The 26,514-nt window shown below is 71.0% G+C and carries 20 protein-coding genes and 2 rRNA genes (1 of these 22 only partly in view); 4 read left to right on the top strand and 18 right to left on the bottom strand.

The features are described from left to right. Positions 1 to 289: 289 nt before the first annotated feature. The 4 genes from ald to OG285_RS28975 all read right to left on the bottom strand — a co-directional run bounded on the left by ald (position 290) and on the right by OG285_RS28975 (position 6,168). Entirely contained in the window at positions 290 to 1,405 is a 1,116-nt protein-coding gene (ald, locus tag OG285_RS28990) for an alanine dehydrogenase (protein WP_356836844.1), read from the bottom strand. 190 nt (positions 1,406 to 1,595) lie between these two features. Beyond that, complete coding sequence (locus OG285_RS28985; RefSeq protein ID WP_371792645.1) at positions 1,596 to 3,593, bottom strand: tetratricopeptide repeat protein; 1,998 nt, start codon at positions 3,591 to 3,593, stop codon at positions 1,596 to 1,598. 205 nt (positions 3,594 to 3,798) lie between these two features. Beyond that, positions 3,799 to 4,425: an NUDIX domain-containing protein gene (locus tag OG285_RS28980; protein ID WP_371792644.1), complete on the bottom strand. Its 627-nt coding sequence runs from the start codon at positions 4,423 to 4,425 to the stop codon at positions 3,799 to 3,801. 84 nt (positions 4,426 to 4,509) lie between these two features. Then, positions 4,510 to 6,168 (bottom strand): CTP synthase, encoded by a 1,659-nt coding sequence (locus OG285_RS28975; protein WP_371793644.1) that lies wholly within the window; start codon positions 6,166 to 6,168, stop codon positions 4,510 to 4,512. Positions 6,169 to 6,618: 450 nt separating this feature from the next. Here OG285_RS28975 and OG285_RS28970 point away from each other — a divergent pair, with 450 nt between their 5' ends. Both OG285_RS28970 and OG285_RS28965 read left to right on the top strand, forming a co-directional pair. Beyond that, positions 6,619 to 8,421 (top strand): glycoside hydrolase family 15 protein, encoded by a 1,803-nt coding sequence (locus tag OG285_RS28970; protein WP_356836959.1) that lies wholly within the window; start codon positions 6,619 to 6,621, stop codon positions 8,419 to 8,421. 37 nt (positions 8,422 to 8,458) lie between these two features. Further along, on the top strand, positions 8,459 to 10,048 hold the full coding sequence (locus OG285_RS28965; RefSeq protein WP_356836961.1) for a PucR family transcriptional regulator: 1,590 nt from the start codon (positions 8,459 to 8,461) through the stop codon (positions 10,046 to 10,048). A gap of 150 nt (positions 10,049 to 10,198) precedes the next feature. Here the strand turns inward: OG285_RS28965 and OG285_RS28960 are convergent, their stop codons facing one another. The 6 genes from OG285_RS28960 to OG285_RS28935 all read right to left on the bottom strand — a co-directional run bounded on the left by OG285_RS28960 (position 10,199) and on the right by OG285_RS28935 (position 16,266). Continuing rightward, positions 10,199 to 11,317, bottom strand: coding sequence for a glycosyltransferase family 4 protein (locus OG285_RS28960; protein WP_371792643.1), 1,119 nt, complete (start codon positions 11,315 to 11,317; stop codon positions 10,199 to 10,201). Between the two features lie 148 nt (positions 11,318 to 11,465). Beyond that, positions 11,466 to 12,236: a hypothetical protein gene (locus OG285_RS28955; protein ID WP_356836965.1), complete on the bottom strand. Its 771-nt coding sequence runs from the start codon at positions 12,234 to 12,236 to the stop codon at positions 11,466 to 11,468. 78 nt (positions 12,237 to 12,314) lie between these two features. Further along, positions 12,315 to 14,057, bottom strand: a complete 1,743-nt coding sequence (gene recN / locus OG285_RS28950; protein ID WP_371792642.1) for a DNA repair protein RecN — start codon at positions 14,055 to 14,057, stop codon at positions 12,315 to 12,317. Positions 14,058 to 14,145: 88 nt separating this feature from the next. After that, on the bottom strand, positions 14,146 to 15,093 hold the full coding sequence (locus OG285_RS28945) for an NAD kinase (protein ID WP_356836969.1): 948 nt from the start codon (positions 15,091 to 15,093) through the stop codon (positions 14,146 to 14,148). Positions 15,094 to 15,149: 56 nt separating this feature from the next. Next, a complete protein-coding gene (locus OG285_RS28940) occupies positions 15,150 to 15,965 on the bottom strand; it encodes a TlyA family RNA methyltransferase (RefSeq protein ID WP_356836971.1) in 816 nt (271 codons plus the stop codon). Positions 15,966 to 15,972: 7 nt separating this feature from the next. Further along, the gene (locus tag OG285_RS28935) at positions 15,973 to 16,266 is read right to left on the bottom strand and encodes a hypothetical protein (protein ID WP_371792641.1); all 294 of its coding nucleotides are present in this window, start codon (positions 16,264 to 16,266) and stop codon (positions 15,973 to 15,975) included. A 42-nt stretch (positions 16,267 to 16,308) separates the two neighbouring features. On the opposite strand from OG285_RS28935, the gene OG285_RS28930 reads away from it, so the two are divergent. Continuing rightward, a complete protein-coding gene (locus tag OG285_RS28930) occupies positions 16,309 to 16,656 on the top strand; it encodes a sterol-binding protein (RefSeq protein WP_356836973.1) in 348 nt (115 codons plus the stop codon). Here the strand turns inward: OG285_RS28930 and OG285_RS28925 are convergent. From OG285_RS28925 to OG285_RS28910, 4 genes are all read right to left on the bottom strand, one after another. Next, positions 16,640 to 17,455: an ABC transporter ATP-binding protein gene (locus tag OG285_RS28925; protein WP_356836975.1), complete on the bottom strand. Its 816-nt coding sequence runs from the start codon at positions 17,453 to 17,455 to the stop codon at positions 16,640 to 16,642. The two genes, OG285_RS28930 and OG285_RS28925, sit on opposite strands and share 17 nt — an antisense overlap. Positions 17,456 to 17,475: 20 nt before the next feature. After that, entirely contained in the window at positions 17,476 to 18,513 is a 1,038-nt protein-coding gene (locus OG285_RS28920) for an iron chelate uptake ABC transporter family permease subunit (protein ID WP_356836977.1), read from the bottom strand. Next, positions 18,510 to 19,556 (bottom strand): iron chelate uptake ABC transporter family permease subunit, encoded by a 1,047-nt coding sequence (locus OG285_RS28915; RefSeq protein WP_356836979.1) that lies wholly within the window; start codon positions 19,554 to 19,556, stop codon positions 18,510 to 18,512. The genes OG285_RS28920 and OG285_RS28915 overlap by 4 nt, the downstream gene beginning before the upstream one ends. A gap of 135 nt (positions 19,557 to 19,691) precedes the next feature. Further along, a complete protein-coding gene (locus OG285_RS28910) occupies positions 19,692 to 20,720 on the bottom strand; it encodes an HAD hydrolase-like protein (RefSeq protein WP_356836980.1) in 1,029 nt (342 codons plus the stop codon). 66 nt (positions 20,721 to 20,786) lie between these two features. Between OG285_RS28910 and OG285_RS28905 the strand changes: the two genes are divergently transcribed. Continuing rightward, the gene (locus OG285_RS28905) at positions 20,787 to 22,082 is read left to right on the top strand and encodes a DUF1015 family protein (protein WP_371792640.1); all 1,296 of its coding nucleotides are present in this window, start codon (positions 20,787 to 20,789) and stop codon (positions 22,080 to 22,082) included. A gap of 117 nt (positions 22,083 to 22,199) precedes the next feature. Here OG285_RS28905 and OG285_RS28900 read toward each other — a convergent pair whose 3' ends face one another. From OG285_RS28900 to OG285_RS28885, 4 genes are all read right to left on the bottom strand, one after another. Next, on the bottom strand, positions 22,200 to 22,919 hold the full coding sequence (locus OG285_RS28900; RefSeq protein WP_371792639.1) for a hypothetical protein: 720 nt from the start codon (positions 22,917 to 22,919) through the stop codon (positions 22,200 to 22,202). Continuing rightward, entirely contained in the window at positions 22,901 to 24,457 is a 1,557-nt protein-coding gene (locus OG285_RS28895; RefSeq protein ID WP_371792638.1) for a hypothetical protein, read from the bottom strand. Before OG285_RS28895 ends, OG285_RS28900 begins: the two co-directional genes overlap by 19 nt. A 16-nt stretch (positions 24,458 to 24,473) precedes the next feature. Beyond that, positions 24,474 to 24,590, bottom strand: a 5S ribosomal RNA gene (gene rrf / locus OG285_RS28890). A 111-nt stretch (positions 24,591 to 24,701) separates the two neighbouring features. Then, positions 24,702 to 26,514: ribosomal RNA gene (locus tag OG285_RS28885) — 23S ribosomal RNA — on the bottom strand; it runs 1,312 nt beyond the window's last position.

Below are 26,514 nucleotides of genomic sequence, written 5' to 3'. Positions count from 1 at the left end.
TCGATAGGTCAGCGTGGCACCATGCCGACGATGGGCGACTCTATGGCGTGTCACCGGTCCGCAGCAACACAATCCGCCGGACCCGGCCCGATGTGTCGGGAACGGAACACCCCGGTGTCAAGGGCGTACAGGGATCACTCGCCGGGTTTCACGGGTGTACGAAACGGCTAAAGGGTTACGTTCACGGCGAGTTGAACGAGGGGCGCAAAGGGGGCAGACGCGCAACCGGCCGGACCTCGGCGAGCAAGGTCCGGCCGGTTGCGTGAGATTGACGACGCGTGTTGACGGGTCAGCCGAGCAAGGCACTCAGTTCGGTGTGCGGAAGACCGAGATCCTCGGCGACAGAGCGGTAAACGACCTGCCCGTCATGCGTGTTGAGGCCCAGCGCGAGCGCGGGGTCACGGCGCAGCGCCTCCTCCCAGCCCCGGTTCGCGAGCTCCACGATGTACGGGAGCGTCGCGTTGGTGAGGGCATAAGTCGACGTACTCGGCACCGCGCCCGGCATATTCGCGACACAGTAGAACACCGAGTTGTGGACCTGGAAGGTCGGGTCGGCGTGCGTGGTCGGACGGGAGTCCTCGAAGCAGCCGCCCTGATCAATCGCAATGTCGACAAGTACACTTCCGGGCTTCATCTTGGCGACGAGCGCGTTGGTGACGAGCTTCGGCGCCTTGGCACCGGGGATGAGCACGGCGCCGATGACGAGGTCGGCGGCGACGACCGCCTTCTCCAGCTCGAACGCGTTCGAGACGATCGTCTGCACCTTGGTGCCGAAGATCCGGTCCGCCTCGCGGAGCTTGTTGATGTCCTTGTCGAGCAGGGTGACGTGGAAGCCCATGCCGATGGCGATCTGCGCGGCGTTCCAGCCGGAGACGCCACCGCCGATGACGACCGCCTCGCCCGCCGCCGTACCGGGCACACCGCCGGGCAGCACACCCCGGCCGCCCGCCGAGCGCATCAGGTGGTACGCGCCGACCTGCGGGGCGAGCCGGCCGGCCACCTCCGACATCGGGGCGAGCAGCGGCAGCTGGCGGTTCGCGGTCTCGACCGTCTCGTATGCGATGGCGGTGGTGCCGGACTCCAGCAGGGCGTCCGTGCACGCGCGGGAGGCGGCGAGGTGCAGGTAGGTGAAGAGCGTCTGGTCCTTGCGGAGGCGGTGGTACTCCTCGGCGATCGGCTCCTTGACCTTGAGCAGCAGATCGGCGGCGGCCCACACCTCGTCGGCCGTGGCGAGGATGCGCGCGCCTGCGGCCACGTACTCCTCGTCGGTGATCGCCGAGCCGACGCCGGCACTCTGCTCGATGACGACCTGATGTCCGTGGCGCACCAGCTCGTGCACGCCTGCCGGGGTGATGGCCACCCGGAACTCGTTGTTCTTGACCTCGCGGGGGATGCCGACCAGCACGTCGATCACGGTCCTTGAATCTGGGGGGTGATGTTCTGGAGATGACGCACATATCCGGCTATGCACAGCAGAACTGAAGGCATCCCGGATGGACGCGACGAAAACCAGTGTTAATGAAGGACTTCGCGCTGTCTAGCCTTTCAAAGCATCAATCTTCAGTCGAGACACCACGGATTTCGTAGGCAAATCTCTAATCAGCCAGCAATCTCTCAGCCGAACCGCGGTGCAGCTGAGCGGCGGCGGAGTCGCCCAGCCGCTCCAGGGTGTCCGCCAGCCGCAGGTGCAGCGCCGCCTGAAGCCGCACGTCATCGGCGCGCCGGGCCCACTCCACCGCCTCCGTGCAGGTGCGGAGCGACTCCTCGGGGCGCCCCGCGTACTCCTGCACCCGGGCCACCTCACTGAGCGCCCGCGCCTGGGCCGGCAGGTCCCCCACGCGCCGGTATCCGGCCACCGCGGCCCGCCAGCTGCGCAGCGCGTCGGCGTAGTGGCCCGCATAGGTGTGCACGGCCCCGAGCCGTCCGTAGAGCCGGGACTCGTCCGCCAGCTCCCCCCGCGCCTGCCGCTGGGAGAGCGCCCGTCCGTACCAGTCGCAGGCCCGCTGCCAGTCCCCCAGCTCCTGGTAGGCACCGCCGACGGATTCCGTCGCCCGGCCGGTCGCGTACGGGTCGTTCGCCGCGCGTCCCGCGTCCAGCGCGGCCCGGTAGCGGGTCAGGGCGTCGTGGGTGCGACCGGTCCGTGCGTCGAGATCGGCGAGGTTCAGCAGCGCCGCCGCCTGCTCCCGGTGCAGCCCGCGCCGCTCCGCGACACCGAGGACCAGCTGGTGGAGCCCGTACAGCTCGGCAGCGGCGGCCTCGGCGCCGCGGTGTGCGGTCAGGGCCCGTACGAACGCGGCGACCAGCCGTCTGGCCAGCGTGTCGAGCTCGCCGTCCGCGACGGCCAGCCGGGCGCTCGCGAGGAGCGCGGGCTCCCGCAGCCGGAGCCACTCCGCGGCGGCCGGGACGTTGGCGAAGCGCAGTGTGCGGGGCAGCCCCGCCAGTTTCCGGCGGGACGGCGAGCCGTCCGGGTCGGTGACCGCACGGCAGGACTGGAGCAGCCGCACGGTCCGCTCAAGGAGGCGCGCCCTGGCCAGCTGCACCTCGCCGGGCCGGTCCTGGGCCTCCATCAGCGCGCTGAGCAGTGGGGCGAGACAGCCCGGCACCTCGAACTGCCCCTCCGGGCGGGCACGCAGCAGTCCGAGCCCGGCGAAGTCCTCCAGCGTGGCCCGGGCGGCGGACACCGAACAGCCGGCCAGCGCGGACGCCGTGTGCGCGTCGGCCAGTCCGGCGGGGGCGAGGGCGAGCAGCCGCAGTATCCGGGCGGCCGGCTGCGGGAGGGAGGCGTACACGAAGCGGAAGGCGCGGGCCAGCGGACGGGCGACCGCGGGCTCGTCGGCTTCGTCGGGGAGGTTCCGGAACTGCTGGGCGACGTCCGCGACCGACAGCTTGGGCGTTGCGGCGAGCCGGCCGCCGAGCAGCACCAGTGCGGCGGGCTGGCCGCCGCACTCCTCGGCCAGCGCCTCTGCGGTCCGCGGGTCCACGGTGATGCGGACCGCGCCCGCGAAGTGACCGAGCAGTCCCACGGCGGACCCGGTGTCCAGACCGCCGAGCGTGCAGGGCCTGACGTCGGGGATGCCGGTCAGCGGGCCGGTCGAGACGGCCACGACCAGGGAGTCCGAGACGTCGGGGAGGAACGGGTCGACCTGTCCGGCATCGGCCGCGTCGTCCAGGACGAGCAGCACCCGGCGTCCGGCCAGTGCCTCGCGCACCAGCTCGGTGAGGTCGTCGGCGGCGGCGCCCGCGGGTGCCGGCAAACCGAGCGCGCCGAGCAGCTGACGGGCGGTGTCCCCGGTGGGCACCCGGTCGCCGCCGGGCGTGGTGAGCCTGGCGTTCAGCACCCCGTCCGGGTAGTCGGCGGCGAGCTGTCCGGCCAGTTCGGTGGCGAGTGCGCTCCGCCCCGATCCCGGCTTCCCCGCGATGAGCAGGACCCGGGGGCGAGCGCCCTTGCGGCCGGCCATGGTGTCCAGACCGGCCCGTTCGATGTCGGCGCGCAGCGCCTTCAACTCCCGCTGCCTGCCGAAGAAGTGACCGGCTGTCCGGCCGGCGTCCGACGTCGTGACCCGGTCGACCGCGTCCAGCGCCTGATCCGTCACGGGCTCGCTCCGTCCGCCTGCGCACCGGCCCGCCGGGGGCCCGGACGGGACGGTGCCGAGCGTAGTTCACGTACCGAGACGAACCAGGCGGGGCGGGGCGGGCACAGTAGGCATGTCCCTCAATCGGATCAACAGATCATCGGATCAGCAGCCGGAAGTACTCCGGGATCAGGGCTCGGTTCTGCGGTGGGGCGCCTCTGCCCCGCTACGCCTCGAAGGGGCGGGCCGGCCAGGGGGCGTCGGCCGGGCGCAGCGCGTCGAGGCCGTCGCCGTTCAGTGCCGCGGTGAGCGCCAGGACCCCCACCACCAGGCAGGTGTTGTGCAGCTCTCCGGCGAGCGCGCCCCGGACGAGCTCCGCTGGCTCGACCCGCGCGTGCTCCATGTCCGCCTCCTCCTCGGAGACCTCGAAGCACGCGCCCTCGGCCTCGGAGACCTCACGGGCGAGGAAGATCCGTACGGCTTCGTCGCAGCCGCCCGGCGTGGGGTAGACGTCGGCGAGCACCCGCCAGTCCTCGGCCTTGACGTGCGCCTCCTCGTACAGCTCGCGCTGCGCGGCGTGCAGCGGGTTCTCTCCGGGGATGTCGAGCAGCCCCGCCGGGATCTCCCAGAGCTTCTGCCGTACGGGATGGCGGTACTGGCGCAGGACGATGACCTTGCCCTCGTCGTCCAGCGCGAGGACGGCGACCGAGCCGGGGTGGACCTGGTAGTCGCGGTGTACGACGGTTCCGTCGGGCATCACCACGTCGTCGGTGCGGACGCTGGTCTTGTTGCCGGTGAAGGGGGTGGTGGTCGCGGTGACCTGCCACTCCTCGGCGGTGTCCCTGATGGCCATGGAAGCGTCCTCTCAAAAGCGGAAACCGGGGCGGGGGCTCATCAGAACCCCGCCCCGGTCAACCGTAACGCCCGTGCCCGCGTGCTACTTGCCCGTCTTGCGCGCCACAGCGGCCTTCACCAGGCCCGCGAAGAGCGGGTGCGGGCGGGTGGGCCGGGAGCGCAGCTCCGGGTGGGCCTGGGTGGCGACGAGGTAGGGGTGCACCTCGCGGGGGTATTCGACGTACTCGACGAGCTTGTTGTCGGGTGACGTGCCCGAGAAGACCAGGCCGGCCTTCGTCTCCAGCTCGGCGCGGTAGGTGTTGTTGACCTCGTAGCGGTGGCGGTGGCGCTCCTCGACGTACGGCTGGTCCTGGTACGCCTCACGGACGAGTGAGCCCTCGGCGAGCTTCGCCGGGTAGAGGCCGAGCCGCATGGTGCCGCCGAGGTCGCCGGCGCCCTCGACGTAGGCCAGCTGCTCCTCCATCGTGGAGATCACCGGATGGCCGGTGGCCGCGTCGAACTCGGTGGAGTTGGCGTCCGGGATGCCCGCGACGTTCCGCGCCGCCTCGATGACGATGCACTGGAGGCCCAGGCAGAGGCCGAGCAGCGGGATCCGGTTCTCGCGGGCGTACTGGATCGCGCCGACCTTCCCGTCCACTCCGCGCTCGCCGAAGCCGCCCGGGATGCAGATCGCGTCGACGTCCCCGAGCTGCTTCTTCGCGGCGGCCTGCGTCTGACAGTCGTCGGACGTGACCCACTTGACCTTGACCCGGGCGCGGTTGGCGAAGCCGCCGGCCCGGATGGCCTCGGTGACCGAGAGGTAGGCGTCGGGCAGGTCGATGTACTTGCCGACCAGGGCGACGGTGACCTCGTGGTCGGGGTTGTGGACGCGGTCCAGCAGGTCGTCCCAGGTGGACCAGTCGACGTCACGGAACGGCAGGTCGAGCTTGCGCACGACGTAGGCGTCCAGTCCCTCGGTGTGCAGCACCTTCGGGATGTCGTAGATCGACTTGGCGTCGACGCAGGCCACCACGGCGTCCTCGTCGACATCGCACATCAGCGAGATCTTGCGCTTGATGGCGGTCGGCACGTCGCGGTCGGCACGCAGCACGATGGCGTCGGGCTGGATGCCGATGTTGCGCAGGGCCGCGACGGAGTGCTGGGTGGGCTTGGTCTTGAGCTCGCCCGAGGGCCCGATGTAGGGCAGCAGCGAGATGTGGACCACGAAGACGTTGTCCCGGCCGACCTCGTGGCGGACCTGGCGGACGGTCTCCAGGAAGGGCAGCGACTCGATGTCACCGACCGTGCCGCCGACCTCGGTGATGACGACATCGACGTCGTCCGTGGCCATCCGGCGGATGCGGTGCTTGATCTCGTTGGTGATGTGCGGGATGACCTGCACGGTGTCACCGAGGTACTCGCCGCGCCGCTCCTTGGCGATGACCGTCGAGTAGACCTGACCGGTCGTGACGTTGGCGGAGCCGTCGAGGTCCACGTCGAGGAAACGTTCGTAGTGGCCGATGTCCAGGTCGGTCTCGGCGCCGTCGTTGGTGACGAAGACCTCACCGTGCTGGAACGGGTTCATCGTGCCGGGGTCGACGTTCAGGTACGGGTCGAGCTTCTGCATCGTGACCCGCAGGCCGCGGGCCTTGAGGAGCGCACCGAGACTGGAGGCGGTCAGACCCTTGCCGAGGGAAGAGGCGACACCCCCGGTGACGAAGATGTGCTTGGTCGTCGCGGATGTTGAGTTGCGGGCCTGCATGGCCAAGACGGGGCTCCCGTGGTCGCGATCTGGAGTGCGTGCCGGCACGGGGCCCGGAGAATTCCCGGGGGTGCCGTCGCTGCGGTTCGGGGCGTAGTGACCACCGGTCCACGGGCCACCAGGGTATCAGCGACGGCGCGAGGCTGCTTCCGGCCACGCACAGCACTGTCTCCGCCACACACAGGTCAGCCTTCACCGGAAGGTCGCAACCCGGTCACCCAACACTCACCCGTTCGGACCAGCCGCGTTGCCCGGCAGGTCATGCGGATCACCTGGGTGCGTCGTATCCTGCTCGGACACTCGCTGCCGAGACGGCCGGAAAACGGCACCACCCCCGCCCGTTCTCCGGAACAAGCGCCGCCGGCGTTCGTCAGCGCTTGTTTCAAAGAGCCCTTGACTGCAACACAAGCGCCCCGCGGGGCGACGTGGCCGTTCGACTGGAGATTGCACGTGGCCGGGCGCATCGAGGATTACGCACTCATCGGAGACATGCAGACCGCTGCCCTGGTCTGCCGGGACGGGACAGCCGACTGGCTGTGCCTTCCCCGCTTCGACTCGCACGCCGTCTTTGCCGGACTTCTGGGAACCGAGGAAAACGGTTTCTGGCGGCTGGGACCCGCGCATGCCCCTTCGGCATGCCCGCCGGTCGCCGACCGGCGCCGCTACCGCGGGGATTCACTGATCCTCGAATCGGAGTGGGACACGCCGCGCGGCACCGTCCGTGTGACGGATTTCATGCCGCCGCGAGACGGCGCCCCCCAGCTGATCCGCATCGTGGAAGGAGTGAGCGGGCGCGTCCCGATGCGCTCCACGCTCCGGATGCGGTTCAGCTACGGACGGGTGACGCCCTGGGTCCACAAGGTGGACGGGCGTACGGTCGCGGTCGCCGGACCCGACTCGGTCTGGCTGGACACCTCGGCGGACACCTACGGCGAGGACCTCACGACGTACTCCGACTTCACCGTCGGACCGGGCGACCGGATCGCCTTCACCATCAGCTGGGAGCCCTCCCACAAGGCCCCGCCCGCGCTCCCGGAGCCCGAGAACTCGCTGGTGGCGACCGAGGACTTCTGGCGCGACTGGGTCGACCAGTGCACGTACCACGGCCCCTACCGCGAGGCCGTGGTCCGCTCGCTGATCACCCTCAAGGCGCTCACCTACGCGCCGACCGGCGGCATCGTCGCCGCGCCGACGACCTCACTGCCCGAGGACATCGGCGGCTCCCGCAACTGGGACTACCGCTACACCTGGCTCCGCGACGCGGCGATCACACTCTCGTCGCTGCTGCGCACCGGCTACCGCGAGGAGGCCCGCGCCTGGCGCGAGTGGCTGCTGCGCGCCGTCGCGGGCGACCCGGAGAACCTGCAGATCATGTACGGGATCGCCGGTGAGCGCGAGCTCGGCGAAGCGGAGCTGGACTGGCTGCCGGGGTACGAGAACTCGGGCCCCGTCCGGGTGGGCAACGGCGCGGCCGGGCAGCTCCAGCTGGATGTGTACGGCGAAGTCACCGAGGCCCTGCACCTCGCCCACATGACGGGGCTCGCCCGCAGCGACTACGCGTCCCTGCTCCAGCTCAAGCTGATCCGGTACCTGGAGGACCACTGGGACCAGCCGGACGAGGGCATCTGGGAGGTGCGCGGGCCGCGCCGCCACTTCGTGCACTCCAAGGTGATGGCCTGGGTCGCCGTCGACCGGACCATCAAGCTGATCGAGTCCGGGGACGCGGACGGGCCCATCGAGCGCTGGCGTGAACTGCGCGACGACATCCACCGCGATGTCTGCGAGCGGGGTTACGACAAGGAACGCAACACGTTCACGCAGTCGTACGGCTCGAAGGAGCTGGACGCGTCCCTGCTGCTCATCCCGCAGATGGGGTTCCTGCCGCCGGACGACAAGCGGGTCATCGGCACCGTGGAGGCGATCCAGCGCGAGCTGTCCACACCGGACGGCTTCGTCCTGCGCTATCCGACGACGGGCGGCGCCGCGGGCGTCGACGGCCTGGAGGGCGACGAGGGAGCCTTCCTCGCCTGCTCGTTCTGGCTCGCCGACGACCTGGCGATGATCGGGCGGGTGGATGAGGCGCGCAAGCTCTTCGAGAAGCTGCTCGGGCTCCGCAACGACCTCGGGCTGCTCGCCGAGGAGTGGGATCCCAGGCTCCAGCGCCAGGTGGGCAACTTCCCGCAGGCCTTCAGCCACGTGCCGCTGATCGACACCGCACTGCGGCTCACGGCCTCCGGGGCCTACGGAGGGTGACCTTGCGGCCGGGCGGCTTCGGGTAGCGTCCGGCCTCATGGAGAACCAGGGCGGAATCACAGTGCAGCGGGCGCTTGAGCTGCCGGGGCTGCGCGGTGGACTGCCCGAGGTCGTCGCGGGCGCTGACCGGCTCAGCCGCACCGTCCGGTGGGTGCACGCGGGTGAGGTGCCGAACATCGCCTCGCTGCTCAAGGGCGGTGAGCTGCTGCTCACCACCGGGCTGGGGCTCGGCACCCGCCCCGCCGAGCAGCGGGCGTTCGTCCGCCGGCTCGCCGACCGCGGGATCGCCGCCCTCGTGGTGGAGCTGGGCCCGCGTTTCTCGCGGCTTCCCACGACGCTCGTGGAGACCGCGCGGGCGGCGGGGCTGCCACTGGTCCAGCTGCACCGCGAGGTGCCCTTCGTCTCGGTGACGGAGGAGGTCCACACCGAGATCGTCAACGGTCACTACGCACTGGTGCAGCGCGCCGACGAGGTGCACAGGCGGTGCACCCAGGCGCTGCTCGGCGGTGGCGGAGTGCCGCAAGTGCTCTCGATCCTCGCCGAGTTCACCGCCAACCCGGTCTTCCTGGAGACCCCCGACGGACAGCTGCTGTACGCCGCGGGCGAGGGCGAGCCGCTCCAGGTGTGGGAGGGCCTGCGCGGACACCGTCCGGCGGGCGCGGTCCTGGTGGACGTTCCGGGCGGCGGCTCCGGCACCGGTTCGGTACGGGCCAGGCTGGCGCTCCTCCCGGTGTCGGCGCCGCTGGCCCAGGTGCACCGGATGGCCGCCGAGCGGACCGCCGGGATCCTCGCTGTCGTGCTGATGCAGGCCCGCCAGGAGGAAGAGCTCGCCGCACGCGGGCGAGGTGACTTCCTGACCGATCTGGCCGAGGGGCGGGTCTCCGCCCACGACGCGCCCGCGCAGGCCCGGGTCCTCGGATTCCGGCCGGGTGAGGGGCCGCTGCTGCCCGTGGTCATGCGGCTGGCCGCCGAGCTGTCGCCGTCGGGCAACTGGGCGGTGCTGGCCCGCGCCGTCCTGGAGGAGCTGAGCTCCGTCGGAGTACCGGTGCTCCTCGGCGTACGCCCCGTGGAGGGCCGCGTCCCGCTGCTCCTCGGTCTGCGTGAGGAGTCGGAACGCACCACCGTGGCCGACCGGGTGGCCGTCGCGCTGCGGGCCGGCGTGGCGCGCGCCGGTCTGGAGCGGGCGGGCGCGCATCCGCCGATCGTCGTGGTGGGGGTGGCGGGCGGCTGGGCCGCGGCATCGGCCGGGCTGCGGCACGCCGCGGAGACGGCGACCGCCGCGCAGGGGCTGCCCGACCGCCCCTGGTACGACGCGCGGCGCCTGGACATCGACCTGCTGCTGTGGCGGCTGCGCGACCAACCGGACCTGGCGGCCTTCGTGGACCGGGCGATCGGTCCGCTGCGCGAGCACGACCGCACGTCACGGCCCGCCCTGCTGCCCACACTCCAGACGTATCTGGCGCACGCGGGCCGCAAGGCCGAGACGGCCCGAGAGCTGCACCTCAACCGCCAGACGCTCTACAACCGGCTGGCGCGGATCGCCGAGCTCCTCGGTACGGACCTGGACGACCCGCAGACGGTGCTCGCCCTGAGCCTGGCGCTACGGGCCCGCAGGCACACCCCGTGACGCGACATCCCTGACTCCACGTGACGGGACACCACGTGCCGGAACACCACGTGACGGGGCGCGTCGTGTGGGCACACGCGTAATCGGCCGCCCCGTCCCACGGGGACCCGTACCAGGACGGGCGGTCACGGGGCCTCCGGCGGCCGGCTCTCAGTGGGCGCCGGCCGACTCGGTCAACTCGTCGTAGACGCTGAGCACTTGCGCCACCGTCTCGTCCTCGGTCGGCCAGTTCTCGGCCTGGGCCAGGCCCGCCGCGGCGAGTTCGGCGCGGCGCACGGGGTCGGCCAGCAGCGCGGTCACCCGTGCGGCCAGCGCCTCCGGATCACCGTACGGGACGAGTTCGGCCGCGTCGCCCACCAGCTCGGGCACCCCGCCGACCGCCGTTGCCACCAACGGCACCCCCAGCCGCAGCGCCTCCTGCGCCAGCAGGGAACGCGCCTCCCAACGGCTCGACAGCACAGCGACATCGGCGGCGGCGAGCAGCTCCGTCACGTCCTCGCGGCTGCCGATCAGGCGGACCGCGAGCGCGTCGGCCGCGATCCGGCTCTGCAGCGCGGCACGCTCCACTCCCTCGCCCACGATCACCAGCAGCGGGACCGGGTCGAGGTGCTGCCAGACCCGGGCCGCGTCCAGCAGCGTCCCGAAGCCGTGGTGCGCGACGAGGCTGCCCACGGCCATCACCAACGGCCGGTCCACCGCGCCCAGTTCCGCGCGGGCCTTGCTCTCGGGGCCGCCCTCGGTCACTCGGGGTGCGGGAACAGCGACCGGCGCGAGCCGCGCGTCGCGCGCCCCCCGGCTGCGCGCCCTGTCGACCAGTTCGGACGACGTTCCGAGCACAACTGCCGCCGCCCTGGCCGCCCTTCGCTCCATCAGCCGCAGCAGGCGGCTCCGTGCACCTTCGGTGTGCGGGCGGGTGTGCCAGGTGACGACGAGCGGCCGCCGCAGTCCGCTCAGTGCCAGCGAGGTCCGTACGGCGGCATTCAGCCCGTGCGCGTGGACGATGTCGGCCCGCAGACAGGCGGCACGCAGCGTGGCGACGGACGCCGGATCACCGCGCCGGGGTACGGGCACGAAGCGCGCGCCCGCCTCACTGAAGCCGTACGTCCGCTCCAGTTCGGCGGGGGCGCACACCGTGACGTGCACGCCCCGCTCGACCAGGCCCCCGGTGATCGAGCGGACATGTGCGCTGCTGCCGGCGCTGCCGCCGCCCAGCACCTGGACGGCGCAGAGAGGTGAACGGCCGTACGGCGGGACCTGGGTGCTGCTCACTGACCGGAGCTCCTGAGTCGGCGTCGGACGGGTATGTGCGCCCCAGGATGCCAGCCCGCGCGCGGGTTCCGGCACTCTCCGGGGGGCCGAGCCCCTGTGCGGTCGCGTCAACGCGCCGGAGCTGTCACCCGCATGGGTGAGCCACGGCTCAACCGGCTGCCGCGCGGCTCACCTTGTCACCGTACGCGGCGGCGGCGACCACCGCTGCCGCATGGGCGGCGAGTCCGGCCCGCCCGTTGCCCGCGACGATCGCGACACCGAGGGCGGCGCCGAGCGCGTGCGCCCCCGCGTCGCCGAGCATGGTCTGTTCTGCCAGGTCGTCGATGACGACCGCGGCCGCGGCTCCGAGCGGTGCGGCGGCCAGCGCCCCGGCCGGACCGCGCCGCAGCAGGCCCGGCGCCGCGAGCCCGAGCACCGCGACGGCCGCGCGCCCCGGACGCACATCCACCAGGTTGACGAAGTGGGCGGTGCCCGCGACGACGACACCCGCGAGAATCCGGTCGGCGGGCCGGTCCTTGAGCAGCGCGCCCGCGGCCAGACCCGCCGCGCCGACACCCAGGAGCTTCACCGCGCCGCTGGTGATCTCGCCGCGGCGCAGCGCACCGAGATGGGCACGGAACCCGCGGCGCGGATCGCCCGCGCCCGCGGTGTCGTCATAGGCCCCGCAGGCCCCGGCGGCGAGCACGGCCAGGGCGGCCGCGCCGCGCGCCCGGGGCGGAAGAGTGCCCGCGACCGCACCGAGCGCCGCGCCGACGGTGGTGGCAGGACCGGCGCAGAGATCCACCGTGCGCCCGGCGTAGTTGGTGCGCTCCCAGCGCGGCGCACCTCCCGGAGGCCGACGGCGCAGCCCCGTCGCGGCGGCGCGGGTCGCGCCGAACGAGGCGAGGAGTGCGGTGGTCCGGGCGCCGTGTCTGCTCATGCGCCCCACCCTAAGCGGCGTACCGCGGGGGCCAGGGGGCAGCCCCGGAACGGCCGGACGGGGTCACCGCCCGGACGTTCAGCCGTCCGCCCGCGCCGTGGCCAGCAGTTCCTCGGCGTGCGCCCGGGCCGTCTCCGAGTCCTCCTGGCCGGCGAGCATCCGCGACAACTCCCGTACCCGGTCCTCGCCCTCCAGGACCGTGACACCGCTGCTGGTCACCGAGCCGTCGTTGGTCTTCTCGACGAGCAGCTGACGGTCGGCGAACGCGGCCACCTGCGGCAGATGTGTCACGACCACCACCTGCGCGGTCCTGGCGAGCCTGGCGAGCCGCCGGCCCACCTCCACAGCGGCCTTGCCGCCGACCCCGGCGTCGACCTCGTCGAAGAGGTACGTCGGTACGGGGTCGGACCCCGCGAAGACGACCTCGACCGCGAGCATCACCCGGGAGAGTTCACCGCCCGACGCCCCCTTGGAGATGGGGCGGGCGGCCGCGCCGGGGTGCGGTGCGAGCAGCAGCTCCACCTCGTCGGCGCCGAGCGGGCCGTAGGCGACGGTCCGCCCGCCGACCTCCACCCCTTCGGGGTCATCGGTCTGCCGGATGTCGATCGTCACCCGTGCGTGCGGCATGGCGAGCGAGGCGAGTTCGGCGGTGACGGCGTCCGCGAACCGCGCGGCCGCCTCCGTACGCGCGTCGGTGAGGGTCTGCGCGAGGCCGGACAGCTCCGAGCGCAGCGCCTCGTGCTCCGCCGTCAGTTCGCCGATCCGGTCGTCGTCGCCCTCCAGCTCGGTGAGGCGCGCCGCGCCCTCCTCGGCCCAGGCCAGTACGGCCGTGATGTCCTCGCCGTACTTGCGGGTCAGCTGGGTCAGCGCCGCCCTGCGCTCCTCCACGGCGGCGAGCCGCAGCGGATCGGCGTCGAGGTCGTCCGCGTAACCGGCCAGCTCCCCCGACACGTCGGCGAGCAGGATGCCGATCTCGCCGATCCGGTCGGCGAGCGCGGCCAGGGCCGGGTCGTGGGTGCGTACGGCGTCGAGCGACCGTCCCGAACCGCCGACCAGCGTCGTCGCGTCGACGCTCTCGGGGTCCTCGGGGTTGCCGACGAGCGCGGTGTGCGCCGCCGACGCCGCGGACGCGAGTGCTTCGGCATGACCCAGCCGCTCGGCCTCGGAGGCGAGTTCGGTGTCCTCGCCGGGCAGCGGCTCGACGGCGGCGATCTCGTCCAGCCCGAAGCGGAGCAGGTCCGCCTCCTGGGCCCGTTCCCGCGCCCGGGTGGTCAGTTCGACCAGTTCGGCGGCGACGGCACGCAGCCGCTTGTAGGCCGCCGCGTACTTGGTGTGCGGGCCCGCCACCGCCTCACCGGCGTACCGGTCGAGGGCCTGGCGCTGTCTGGCCGGGCGCAGCAGCCCCTGCTGGTCGGTCTGCCCGTGCACGGCGACCAGTTCGTCGGCGATCTCGGCGAGCAGCCCGACCGGTACGGAACGTCCGCCGATGTGCGCCCGTGAGCGCCCTTCGGCGGAGACCGTCCGGCTGATGAGCAGCGCGCCCTCGTCGAGCTCGGCGCCCGCTTCCTCGGCCCGTACCGCGGCCGGCGCGCCCGCGGGCAGCACGATCCGCCCTTCGACCACCGCCGACTTGGCTCCGAGCCGCACCAGGGCGGCGTCGGCGCGACCGCCGAGCAGCAGCCCGAGGCTGGTCACGACCATGGTCTTGCCCGCGCCGGTCTCACCGGTCACCGCGGTGAAACCGGGTGAAAGCTCCACCACAGCGTCGTCGATGACTCCGAGCGACCGTATCCGCATCTCCTCCAACACGCACATGACCATACGAGGTTTCCCGGGTCCCGTGCGACGTGCCCCGGCCGGAGGGCCCGCCGGCCGGCCCGCGCCGGGGCAGCCGGCACGGGCCGCGCCGTCAGTGCGGAGCGCCGCGCCAGCCCGCCACGGGCAGGGCGAACTTGGCCACCAGGCGGTCGGTGAAGGACGCGTGGTGCAGCCGCGCCAGCCGTACGGGCACGGCGCCCCTGCGCACCTCGACCCTGGCCCCGGACGGCAGCTCGACCGACCGGCGCCCGTCGCACCACAGGACGCCCGGCGGGGTGTGCGGCTGTACCTCGACCGCGAGGATGGACGCGGGCGAGGTCACCAGCGGCTTGGCGAACAGGGCGTGGGCGCCGATGGGGACCATCAGCAGCGCCTCCACCTCGGGCCAGATCACCGGTCCGCCGGCCGAGAAGGCGTACGCGGTCGAACCGGTCGGGGTGGCGCAGACGACGCCGTCGCAGCCGAAGCCGGTGACCGGACGGCCGTCGATCTCCAGGACGACCTCCAGCATCCGCTCGGGCGCGGTCTTCTGCACGGCGGCCTCGTTGAGCGCCCAGTCCCGGTGCACGATGTCGCCGTTGTTGTGCACGAGGACGTCGACGGTCATCCGTTCCTCGACCTCGTACGACCGGGTGACCACCCGGTCGACGACCTTGTCGAGGTCGTCGCGCTCGGCCTCGGCGAGGAAGCCGACCCGGCCGAGGTTGACGCCGAGCATCGGGACCCCGGACGCGCGGGCGAACTCGGCGCCGCGCAGCAGCGTTCCGTCGCCGCCGAGCACGATCAGCAGCTCACAGCCGTCCAGGCAGGCGGGTGTCGCCTCGGCGACGAGTTCGACGGAGGGCGGCACCGGCAGGTCGGCCGCCTCCGCCGCCAGGACCCGCACCCGCAGGCCGTTCTTCAGCAGCCCCTCCACGACGCGCTCGGCGCTCCGGATGGCGGCGGGCCGCCCGGTGTGCGCGAGCAGGAAGACCGTACGGTCCGCGGGGGGCGCCGCTGCCGGCTCCGCCGCCCGTTCCACCGCCGGCCCCGCTGCCACGGCCGGTGGCACTGCCCGTACTGCTGAGCCGGTTGCCGATGGTGCTGCTGCTTCCGTCACTGCGGCCCCTCCGCCACTGCACGCTCCACATCCGCCGGATCGAGCGCGGGCGCATCCGCCCGCAGCCACAGAAAGTACTCGACATTCCCCGATGGCCCCGGCAGCGGGCTGGCGGTGACGCCCCGGACGCCGAGTCCGAGCCCGGCCGCCTGCCCTGCCACCGTCCGCACGGTCTCCGCCCGCAGCTCCGGGCTGCGGACCACTCCTCCGCTGCCCAGCCGGTCCTTGCCGATCTCGAACTGCGGTTTGACCATCAGCACCAGGTCGGCGTCGGGCCCAGCGCACCGCGCGAGAGCGGGCAGCACAAGACCCAGCGCGATGAACGAGAGATCGCCGACGACCAGATCCACGGGCGCTCCGCCGATGTCCTCCAGCGTCAACTCGCGTACGTTCGTACGGTCCTTGACGGTGACGCGGTCGTCGCTCTGCAACGACCAGGCGAGCTGCCCGTACCCGACGTCCACCGCGACGACCTGCGCGGCGCCCGCCCGCAGCAGGACGTCGGTGAAGCCGCCGGTCGACGCACCCGCGTCCAGCGCCCGCCGCCCCCCGACCCGCAGGCCGAGCGGGGTGAAGGCCGTGAAGGCGCCTGCGAGCTTGTGCCCGCCGCGCGAGACGTAGTCGGGGTCGTTGCCGTCCTCGCGTACGACGACGGCGGCGCTCGTCTCGACCTGGGTGGCCGACTTGGTCGCGGTGGCGCCTCCGACGGTCACCCGGCCTGCCGCGATCAGCTGGCTCGCGTGCTCCCGCGAGCGGGCGAGACTCCGGCGGACCAGCTCGGCGTCGAGACGCCGGCGTGCCACTCCTGCCACGTTCGGTTCAGCTCCTGCTGTTGTGAGGGACGTTGTGAGGGGCGGGGCCGCGGGCCGGGACCGGAGGTCCGGGCGGTGCGTCCAGCGCGTCCAGCGCCTCACGCAGCCCACGGTGTACATCTTCGTACACCTCGACATGTCCGTCGGCAGCGAGGTGGTCGGCGTCGGCCAGCCGGTCGAGCACCCGGTCCACCCCGCCGTCCCCGGTGGGCGTGCGGACCACGCCCAGCGGCGCCGGACGCTGTTCCGTACCGTCCTGACCGTCCTGCGCCCCGGGGGGCTCCGGCATCACGTCACTCATGCCCAGACGCTACCCCGAAGCGCTGCGGTACGGTCGATCACGATGGCGACGACAGAAGAGTGCCGCAGCGCCCTCGACAGGCTCTCGGACAACATGACAGAGGCGAACAGCCAGGTACGCGGCGCGGCGGCGCTGGACCGCTCGCTGAGCTGCCACATCACCGACCTCGACGTCACCTTCACCGGGCGTCTGGTGGACGGCCGGATCCAGGTGCTCGACACCGTCGAAGGTCCGCCGCCCGTGAAGGCGGAGATCCGGCTCGCGATGAAGGGCGACGACCTGGTGGCCCTGGTCGCGGGCGAGCTGAACTTCGCGAAGGCCTGGGGCTCGGGCCGGGTCCGGCTCGAAGCGGGCTTCCGCGATCTGCTGCGCCTCAGGACACTGCTGTAGCCGTCACCGCGGTACGCGCCCCGCGCCCGGCGGGCACCACCAGCGGTGTTCCCGTCTCGGGGTCGTCGATGATCTGGCAGCGCAGCCCGAACACCTTCTCCACGAGTCCGGCCGTGACCACCTCGGCGGGCGGTCCCTCGGCGACGATCTCACCGTCCCGCATGGCGATGAGATGGGTCGCGTAGCGCGCGGCGTGGTTGAGGTCGTGCAGTACGGCCACCAGAGTGCGCCCCTGCGTCTCGTGCAGTTCGGCGCAGAGGTCGAGGACGTCGATCTGGTGCTGGATGTCGAGGAAGGTGGTCGGCTCGTCGAGGAGCAGCAGCGGGGTCTGCTGGGCGAGCGCCATGGCGATCCACACGCGCTGGCGCTGGCCGCCGGAGAGCTCGTCCACGAAGCGGTCGCCGAGCTCGCCGATCCGCGTGGACTCCATGGCCTCCGCGACGATGCGCTCGTCGTCCGGCGACCACTGGCGCAGCAGACCCTGGTGCGGGTAGCGGCCGCGGGCCACCAGGTCGGCGACCGTGATGCCGTCGGGCGCGATGGAGGACTGCGGGAGCAGCCCGAGCGTCCTGGCCACCTTCTTGGCGGGCATCGAGCCGATCACCTGCCCGTCCAGCAGCACCCGCCCCTGCGTGGGCTTCAGCATGCGCGACAGGGCGCGCAGCAGGGTCGACTTGCCGCAGGCGTTCGGGCCGACGATGACGGTGAAGGAGTTGTCGGGGATCTCGACCGAGAGGTTCTCGGCGATGGTCCGCTGCTCGTAGCCGAGGGTGACGGATTCGGCGGTGAGTCGCTGCATGGGGGCACTCCTGGTTGTCATCAGATCCGTCCTGCCTTGCGTTCGGAGACCAGCAGCCACAGCAGATAGCAGCCGCCGAGCACTCCCGTCACCACTCCCACGGGCAGCTGCCGGTCCCCGAAGGCCCGCTGGGCGATCCAGTCGGCGACCAGCAGCAGGGCCGCGCCCATGGCGGCCGAGGGGAGGAGGTTGGCGCCCGGTGAGCGGGTCAGCCGCCGGGCCAGCTGCGGCGCGCTGAGGGCCACGAAGGCGATCGGCCCCGCGGCGGCGGTTGCCACCGCGGTGAGCAGGACCGCGGCCAGCATCAGCACCAGCCTGGTCCGCTCGACCCGTACGCCCAGGGCGTACGCGGCGTCGTCACCCATCTCCAGCATCCGGAGGTTGCGCCCGTACCCCAGGACCAGCGGTATCAGGACGACGCAGGCGGCCAGCAGTGGCCAGACCTGCGACCAGTCGCGGCCGTCGAGCGAACCGGTCATCCACACGACGGCGCGGGTCGCGTCGACCAGATTGGCCTTGGTGAGCAGATAGCTGTTGCAGGCGGTGAGCATGGCGGCGGCGCCGATCCCGACGAGGACCAGCCGGAAGCCGTGCACACCGCGCTTCCACGCCAGGAGGTACACGGCGATACCGGTGGCCAGGCCGCCGACGATCGCCCCGCCCGCCACCGCGGTCGCCCCGCCGTGGAAGAGCACGATCACGGCGAGCGCGCCGACGCTGGCGCCCTGCCCGAAGCCGATCACGTCCGGACTGCCCAGCGGATTACGGGAGATGGACTGGAAGACCGCGCCCCCGACACCCAGCGCAGCGCCGACGAGGAGGCCGACGAGCGCCCTGGGCAGCCGCAGGTCGTTGACGATGAACTCCTGGGCGGTGGTGCCGTTGCCGAGCAGGGTCCGGATCACGTCCGCGGGTGCCATCGGGTAGTCGCCGCTCCCGATGAGCACGACACCGGCCGCCAGCGCGACCACGGCCAGCAGGACGACAACGACGGCGGCCCTGACCTCGACCCGCAGGGAGAGCCCGCCCGGGGTCCGTATCGCGTGGATCGCTTTCACAGCTGAGTCATCCTCCGGCGGCGTACGAGAAAGATGAAGACGGGACCGCCGATGAGCGCGGTCACGATGCCGACCTGGAGTTCCGCGGGCCGGGCGACCATCCTGCCGACGACGTCGGCGCCCAGCAGCAGGACGGGCGAGAGGACCGCCGCGTACGGCAGCGTCCAGCGCATGTCGGGTCCGGTGATGGCCCGGACGATGTGCGGGACCATCAGCCCGATGAAGACGATCGGCCCGCAGGCGGCGGTCGCCGCACCGCAGAGCAGGGTCACGGAGACCATCGCGAGCACCCGGGTGCGCGTCAGATGGGCGCCGAGCGCCCTGGCCGTGTCGTCGCCCAGGGCCATGGCGTTGAGCGGGCGGCCGAGGAGCAGTGCGACCAGCAGACCGGCTGCCACGAAGGGCCACACCTGCGCGACCGTCCCGGACGTGGCCGTGGCCAGGGAACCGACCGTCCAGAAGCGCATCTTGTCCAGCGCTGCCGAGTCCAGCAGTTCCACGGCGTTGACGTATCCGAACATCGCGTACGTGGCGGCCGTGCCGGCGAGCGCGAGCCGTACCGGGGTGGCCCCGCGGCTCCCGCTCAGTACGTACACGAGCACCGAGACCACGGCGGCGCCGGCGAACGCGAACCACACATAACCGGTGAAGGAGCTGACGCCGAGAAAGCTCATCGCGGTGACCACGGCGGCGGAGGCACCCGCGTTGACACCGAGGACGCCGGGCTCGGCGAGCGGGTTGCGGGTGAGCGCCTGCATGACCGCTCCCGCGACCCCCAGCGCGGCCCCGACGAGGACCCCCAGCGCGGTGCGCGGTATTCGCACATCCTGGATCAGGACGTCGTCGCCGGTGCCCGTGCTGTGCACCAGGCCGTGCCACACGTCGCCGAGCGGCACCGCCTTGGCGCCGATCGCGATGCTCGCGACGACGACCAGGAGCAGCACCACGAGCGACAGCAGCAGCCCGGCGGCACGTGCCGCGTTGCGCTTGGGGGGCGCGGGGGCTTGCTCCGCGCTCTGTCTGGAGGGACTCTCGACCAACACGTGGTTAGGTTAGCCTACCCTCGCAATTCTTCGACCAGAAGGCGACGGGGGGAAGCGGCCCGCGCCGGAGCCCGGCCCGAGCGGGGGCCGGTTCCGGCCCGTATGGACGTCAGAACCCGATACCAGTGCCCGATATCAGAGCCCGATACGGGAGATCATCTCGCCCGCGTCCCGACCGTACGTACCGTCGCCCGCCTGTGTCCAGGCTGCGGCACACAGCGCCCGCAGTCCGTCCAGCGGACCCCCGTCACCCTCGACGGCGAGCTCCCCGTCCCGCACGGAAGCGGTCCAGCCGCCGCAGCGGAACGCACCGCCCTCGCCGGTCACTTCGGGCTGACCGGTGAGCAACCCGCGCAGATCCGCGTCCACATAGGTGGGCCGGTGCTCGGGCGGGGCGGCCAGCAGCTGCGCCGCGTCCGTCACCCCGGTCAGTACGAGCAGGGAGTCCACGCCGCCGTTGAACGCACCCTCGATGTCGGTGTCGAGCCGGTCCCCGACGACCAGCGGCCGCTCGGCGCCGGTCCGCAGCACCGTCTCCCGGTGCATCGGGGGCAGCGGCTTCCCGGCCACCTGCGGCTCTGCCCCGGTGGCGATCCGGACGACCTCGACCGCGGCGCCGTTACCGGGGGCGATCCCGCGCGCACTGGGAATGGTCAGATCCGTGTTGGAAACGAACCACGGCAGACCGCTGTTGATCGCGTACCCGGCCTCCGCGAACCGCGCCCAGGTCATGTCGGGACCGCCGTACCCCTGGGCGACCGCCACCGGGGAGTCATCGGCGGAGTCCACCGGCTCCAGGCCGCGTTCGCGCAGCGCGACCCGCAGCCCCTCCCCGCCGACGACCAGCACCCTGGCTCCCCGCGGGACCTGATCGGCGATCAGCCGGGACACCGCCTGGGCCGACGTGATGACATCGGCGGCCTCGGCCGGCACCCCCAGCTCGGTGAGATGGTCCGCCACCGCCTCCGGTGTCCGCAGCGCGTTGTTGGTGACGTACGCGAGATGCATCCCGCCGTCCCGTGCGGTCCCGAGTGACGCGACGGCGTGGTCGATCGCCGCACCACCCGCATACACCACCCCGTCCAGATCGAGCAAGGCTGTGTCGTACGTCTCACTCAGCGCTGTCTTCGTGCCGTCCGGGCTGGTCCTGGTCTGGCGGGTCATCGCACTCCTCGTTGGCTGTCTTCTTCCGATCATCCCGTATGACGGATCCCCACATACCATGCACCAATGACTTCAAGTGGTCGGCATGCGGACAACGGGCTGCGTCTTTTCCCTTTCCGCGGAGTGCGCTACGTCCCCGAACGCGTCGGCAGCCTCGCAGCCGTGACGTCTCCGCCGTACGACGTCGTGGTCAGGCCGGACGGGCTGCTGCACCTGGAGTCGGCCGATCCGCACAACATCGTGCGGCTGATCCTGCCGCAGGCCGACACTCCGGCCGCCCGCAACGAGAAGGCCGCGGCGACGCTCTCCGACTGGCTCAGCGACGGCATCCTGGCCGCCGACCCCGAGCCCGCCCTGTATGTGTACGAGCAGCGCGACGGCGGCCTGCTCCAGCGCGGACTCATCGGCGCACTGGCCCTCACCACCCCCGAGGAGGGCGTGGTCCTCCCGCACGAGGACGTGATGGCCGACATCGTCGCGGACCGGGCGGCGCTGATGCGGACCACGGCCGTCAACTTCGAACCGCTCCTTCTGACCTATCGCGGCAGCGGCGGCGCGACGGAGGCCAAGGCCCCGAGGGGTGCCGGCGCTGTCATCGAGCGGACCACAGCCGGCCCGCCACTGCTCGCCACGACCACCGAGGACGGCTTCAGCCACCGGCTGTGGGCCGTCACCGACCCGGCGGACATCGCGGAGGCGCAGGCGGACCTGGCCGACCGCCAGGCCCTCATCGCCGACGGCCACCACCGGTGGGCCACCTATCTGCGACTGCACGGCGAGCACCCGGGGCCGGGGCCCTGGGGATACGGCCTGGTGCTCCTCATCGACACGGTCCGCTATCCGCTCCAGGTCAGGGCGATCCACCGGGTGCTGCGCCGGCTGCCGGTCCCTGAGGCACTGGCAGCGCTCCACGGCGCCTTCCGGGTCCGCACGATCGACGCGCTCCCGGAGGCGCTGACCGCTCTCGCCCAGGCGGCGGCCGCGGGCAACGCCTTCCTGCTGGCCGGAGACGGCCGGTTCCATCTGGTCGACCGTCCCTCGGAGGAACTGGTGGCCCGCACGGTCCCCACGGACCATCCACCGGCCTGGCGGGCGCTCGACGCGACGGTCCTGCACCACACCCTCCTCGACACGGTCTGGTCGGTCCCGGACGCGCCCGAGCACATCGCGTACATCCATGCCACGGACGCGGCCGTCGAACAGGCGGAGCGGCACGGCGGCACGGCGGTCCTGCTGCATCCGGTACGCGAGGAGGTCGTACGGGAACTGGCCCGCCAGGGTGTGACGATGCCCCGCAAGTCGACCTCGTTCGGCCCGAAACCGGCGACGGGGCTTGTCCTGCGCAGCCTCACCATCGGCTGAGGACGGTACGGAACCCGCACCGTCCCCACGCGGAGAAGGGCCGCACCCGGCTTCCCGGAGTGCGGCCCTTCTCGTTGTCAGTTCACTGACCGATCGCCTGGACCGGACGGCGGGCTGTCAGTCCCGGCCGTCGGCCGTACGGTCGTCGTCCGCGCTCCGGACCGGGCCGTCGGCCTGGGGCTCGTCGGCCTCGTCGGCCGCCTCGTCCTCGACGTCGACGAACTCGACACCTTCCAGCTCGGCGAGCCGGTCCGAGGCGTCCGTCGAGCCGTCCTTGTCGGACTCGATGGTCTTGGCGAACCACTCCCGCGCCTCGTCCTCGCGTCCCGCCGCCAGCAGCGCGTCGGCATACGCGTAGCGCAGCCGCGCGGTCCACGGCTGTACGGAGTTGGACGCCAGCTCCGGGCTCTGCAGCGTCACGATCGCCGCGTCGATCTGTCCCATGTCGCGGCGCGCGCCGGCGGCGACCAGACGCATCTCGACCTGTCCGGCCTTGTCGAGCTTCTGCACCTCGGGCTCTCCGGCCATCGCCATCGCCCGCTCGGGCCGGCCAAGACCGCGCTCGCAGTCGGCCATGACGGGCCAGAGGTCGACCGTGCCGGTCATCCGCTTCGTGGCACGGAATTCGGCGAGCGCCTCCGTGTACTTCTGCGTCGCGTACGCGGCGAACCCGGCCGCCTCACGCACAGCAGCGACACGGGAGGCCAGCCGGAGCGCGATACGCGAGTACTCGTACGCCTCGTCGGGGTCCTCGTCGATCAGCCGGGCCACCATCACCAGGTTCTTGGCGACGTCCTCGGCGAGAGTCTTCGGCAGGCTCATGAGCTCCTGCCGCACGTCCTTGTCGATCTCCTGGCCGGTGACGTCCTCCGGAATCGGCAGCCGCTTGACCGGCTCGCGGTCGCGGTCACGGTCGTCCCGCTGGAAACCGCCCCCGCGCTCGTCACGCTGGCCGCCCCGGTATCCACCGCGGTCCCGGTCGTCGCGCTGGCCACCGCGGAACCCACCACGGTCGCCGCCCCGATCGTCACGCCGGTCGTCGCGCCGGTCGCTGCCGCGGTCGTCGCGCCGGGCGTAGCCGCCACCGCTGCTGGGACGGTCGTCACGACGGAAACCGCCGCCACGCTCATCATCACGGCGCGGACCACTGGAGGAACGGTCGTCACGGCGCGGACCACCGAAGGAACGGTCGTCACGGCGCGGACCACTGGAAGAACGGTCGTCGCGGCCACCGCGGAACCCACCACGGTCGCCACCCCGGTCGTCGCGGCGCTCAAAACCACCACCGCTGGGACGCCCACCACGGCTGTCATCACGACGCTCACCACGGTTGTCGTCACGCCGGAACGAAGGACGGTCATCACGACGGGCAAACCCACCGCCACCACCACTGGGACGCCCACCCCGGTCGTCATCACGGCGCGGACCACCGGACGGCCGGTCATCACGGCCACCACGGAAACCGCCCCGATCGTCGCGCCGGTCGCTGCCGCGGTCGTCGCGCCGGGCGTAGCCGCCACCGCTGCTGGGACGGTCGTCACGACGGAAACCGCCGCCACGCTCATCATCACGGCGCGGACCACTGGAGGAACGGTCGTCACGGCGCGGACCACCGAAGGAACGGTCATCACGGCGCGGGGCACTGGAAGAACGGTCGTCGCGGCCACCGCGGAACCCACCACGGTCACCACCGGACGGACGGCCACCACGGTCGCCACCCCGGTCGTCACGGCGCTCAAAACCACCACCGCTGGGACGCCCACCGCGGCTGTCATCACGACGCTCACCACGGTTGCCGTCACGCCGGAACGAAGGACGGTCATCACGACGGGCAAACCCACCGCCACCACCACTGGGACGCCCACCCCGGTCGCCGCTGGACGGCCGGCCGCCGCGGTCGTCACGCTGGCCACCACGGAACCCACCGCCGCTGCTGGGACGCCCACCACGGTCGTCATCACGACGGGGACCACCGGACGGCCGGTCATCACGGCCACCACGGAAACCGCCACCGGCACCGGCCGGGCGCCCGCCGCGGTCGTCACGGCGCGGGCCGCTGGACGAACGGTCGTCACGACCACCCCGGAACCCACCACCAGTGCTACCGCCACGGTTGTCATCGCGACGGAAACCACCCCGGTCGTTGTCCCGGCTCGGGCCGCTGGATCGATTGTCACGACCACCGCGGAATCCGCCCTGGTCACCGCCGTCCCGGCGACGCGGCTCGCGCTCCGGTCGGTCGTCGGGAGAGTTGGTGGACATGGGTGGGGCTCCTGTCTTCGGGTACCGCAGTCATTCTCACGCAGTCGGCGATCCGACGCGCTTCGGGAAATAAAAAAAGGACCTTTGGTCCCAGCGTTGAACGCTGGGACCAAAGGTCCTTCAAAGATTGTTCGGCGGCGTCCTACTCTCCCACAGGGTCCCCCCTGCAGTACCATCGGCGCTGAAAGGCTTAGCTTCCGGGTTCGGAATGTAACCGGGCGTTTCCCTAACGCTATGACCACCGAAACCCTATTTGGGCTCTAGCGAACAAGCACACTCTTCAGTTAAGTAAGTGAAACAAGTTCCGCCGGCACGATAGTTCGTGGCCTGGGAACAACACAGTGGACGCGAGCAACTGAGGACAAGCCCTCGGCCTATTAGTACCAGTCAGCTCCACCCGTTACCGGGCTTCCACATCTGGCCTATCAACCCAGTCGTCTACTGGGAGCCTTAACCCCTCAAAGGGGGAGGGAATACTCATCTCGAAGCAGGCTTCCCGCTTAGATGCTTTCAGCGGTTATCCTTTCCGAACGTAGCCAACCAGCCATGCCCTTGGCAGGACAACTGGCACACCAGAGGTTCGTCCGTCCCGGTCCTCTCGTACTAGGGACAGCCCTTCTCAATATTCCTACGCGCGCAGAGGATAGGGACCGAACTGTCTCACGACGTTCTAAACCCAGCTCGCGTACCGCTTTAATGGGCGAACAGCCCAACCCTTGGGACCGACTCCAGCCCCAGGATGCGACGAGCCGACATCGAGGTGCCAAACCATCCCGTCGATATGGACTCTTGGGGAAGATCAGCCTGTTATCCCCGGGGTACCTTTTATCCGTTGAGCGACAGCGCTTCCACAAGCCACTGCCGGATCACTAGTCCCGACTTTCGTCCCTGCTCGACCCGTCGGTCTCACAGTCAAGCTCCCTTGTGCACTTACACTCAACACCTGATTGCCAACCAGGCTGAGGGAACCTTTGGGCGCCTCCGTTACTCTTTAGGAGGCAACCGCCCCAGTTAAACTACCCATCAGACACTGTCCCTGATCCGGATCACGGACCGAGGTTAGACATCCAGCACGACCAGAGTGGTATTTCAACGACGACTCCACAACCACTGGCGTGGCCGCTTCACAGTCTCCCACCTATCCTACACAAGCCGAACCGAACACCAATATCAAACTGTAGTAAAGGTCCCGGGGTCTTTCCGTCCTTCTGCGCGAAACGAGCATCTTTACTCGTAGTGCAATTTCACCGGGCCTATGGTTGAGACAGTCGAGAAGTCGTTACGCCATTCGTGCAGGTCGGAACTTACCCGACAAGGAATTTCGCTACCTTAGGATGGTTATAGTTACCACCGCCGTTTACTGGCGCTTAAGTTCTCAGCTTCGCCACACCGAAATGTGACTAACCGGTCCCCTTAACGTTCCAGCACCGGGCAGGCGTCAGTCCGTATACATCGCCTTACGGCTTCGCACGGACCTGTGTTTTTAGTAAACAGTCGCTTCTCGCTGGTCTCTGCGGCCACCCCCAGCTCACCAAGTAAATTGGATCACCAGAAATGGCCCCCCTTCTCCCGAAGTTACGGGGGCATTTTGCCGAGTTCCTTAACCATAGTTCACCCGAACGCCTCGGTATTCTCTACCTGACCACCTGAGTCGGTTTAGGGTACGGGCCGCCATGAAACTCGCTAGAGGCTTTTCTCGACAGCATAGGATCATCCACTTCACCACAATCGGCTCGGCATCAGGTCTCACCCACCATGTCATCCGGATTTACCTGGACAACGGGCTACACCCTTACCCCGGGACAACCACCGCCCGGGCTGGACTACCTTCCTGCGTCACCCCATCGCTTACCTACTACCACCTTGGTTCAGCGGCTCCACCACTCCCCTTTGCCCGAAGGCTCCAGGACGGCTTCACGGCCTTAGCATCAGAGGATTCAGTATTGGGCGTTTCAAAGCGGGTACCGGAATATCAACCGGTTGTCCATCGACTACGCCTGTCGGCCTCGCCTTAGGTCCCGACTTACCCTGGGCAGATCAGCTTGACCCAGGAACCCTTAGTCAATCGGCGCACACGTTTCTCACGTGTGTATCGCTACTCATGCCTGCATTCTCACTCGTGAACCGTCCACAACTCGCTTCCGCGGCTGCTTCACCCGGCACACGACGC

This window comes from Streptomyces sp. NBC_01471 (assembly GCF_041438865.1).
Classification (GTDB): domain Bacteria; phylum Actinomycetota; class Actinomycetes; order Streptomycetales; family Streptomycetaceae; genus Streptomyces.
The sequence above is the reverse complement of the archived record's forward strand: the minus strand, read 5'-3'. Positions and strand labels throughout refer to the sequence as shown.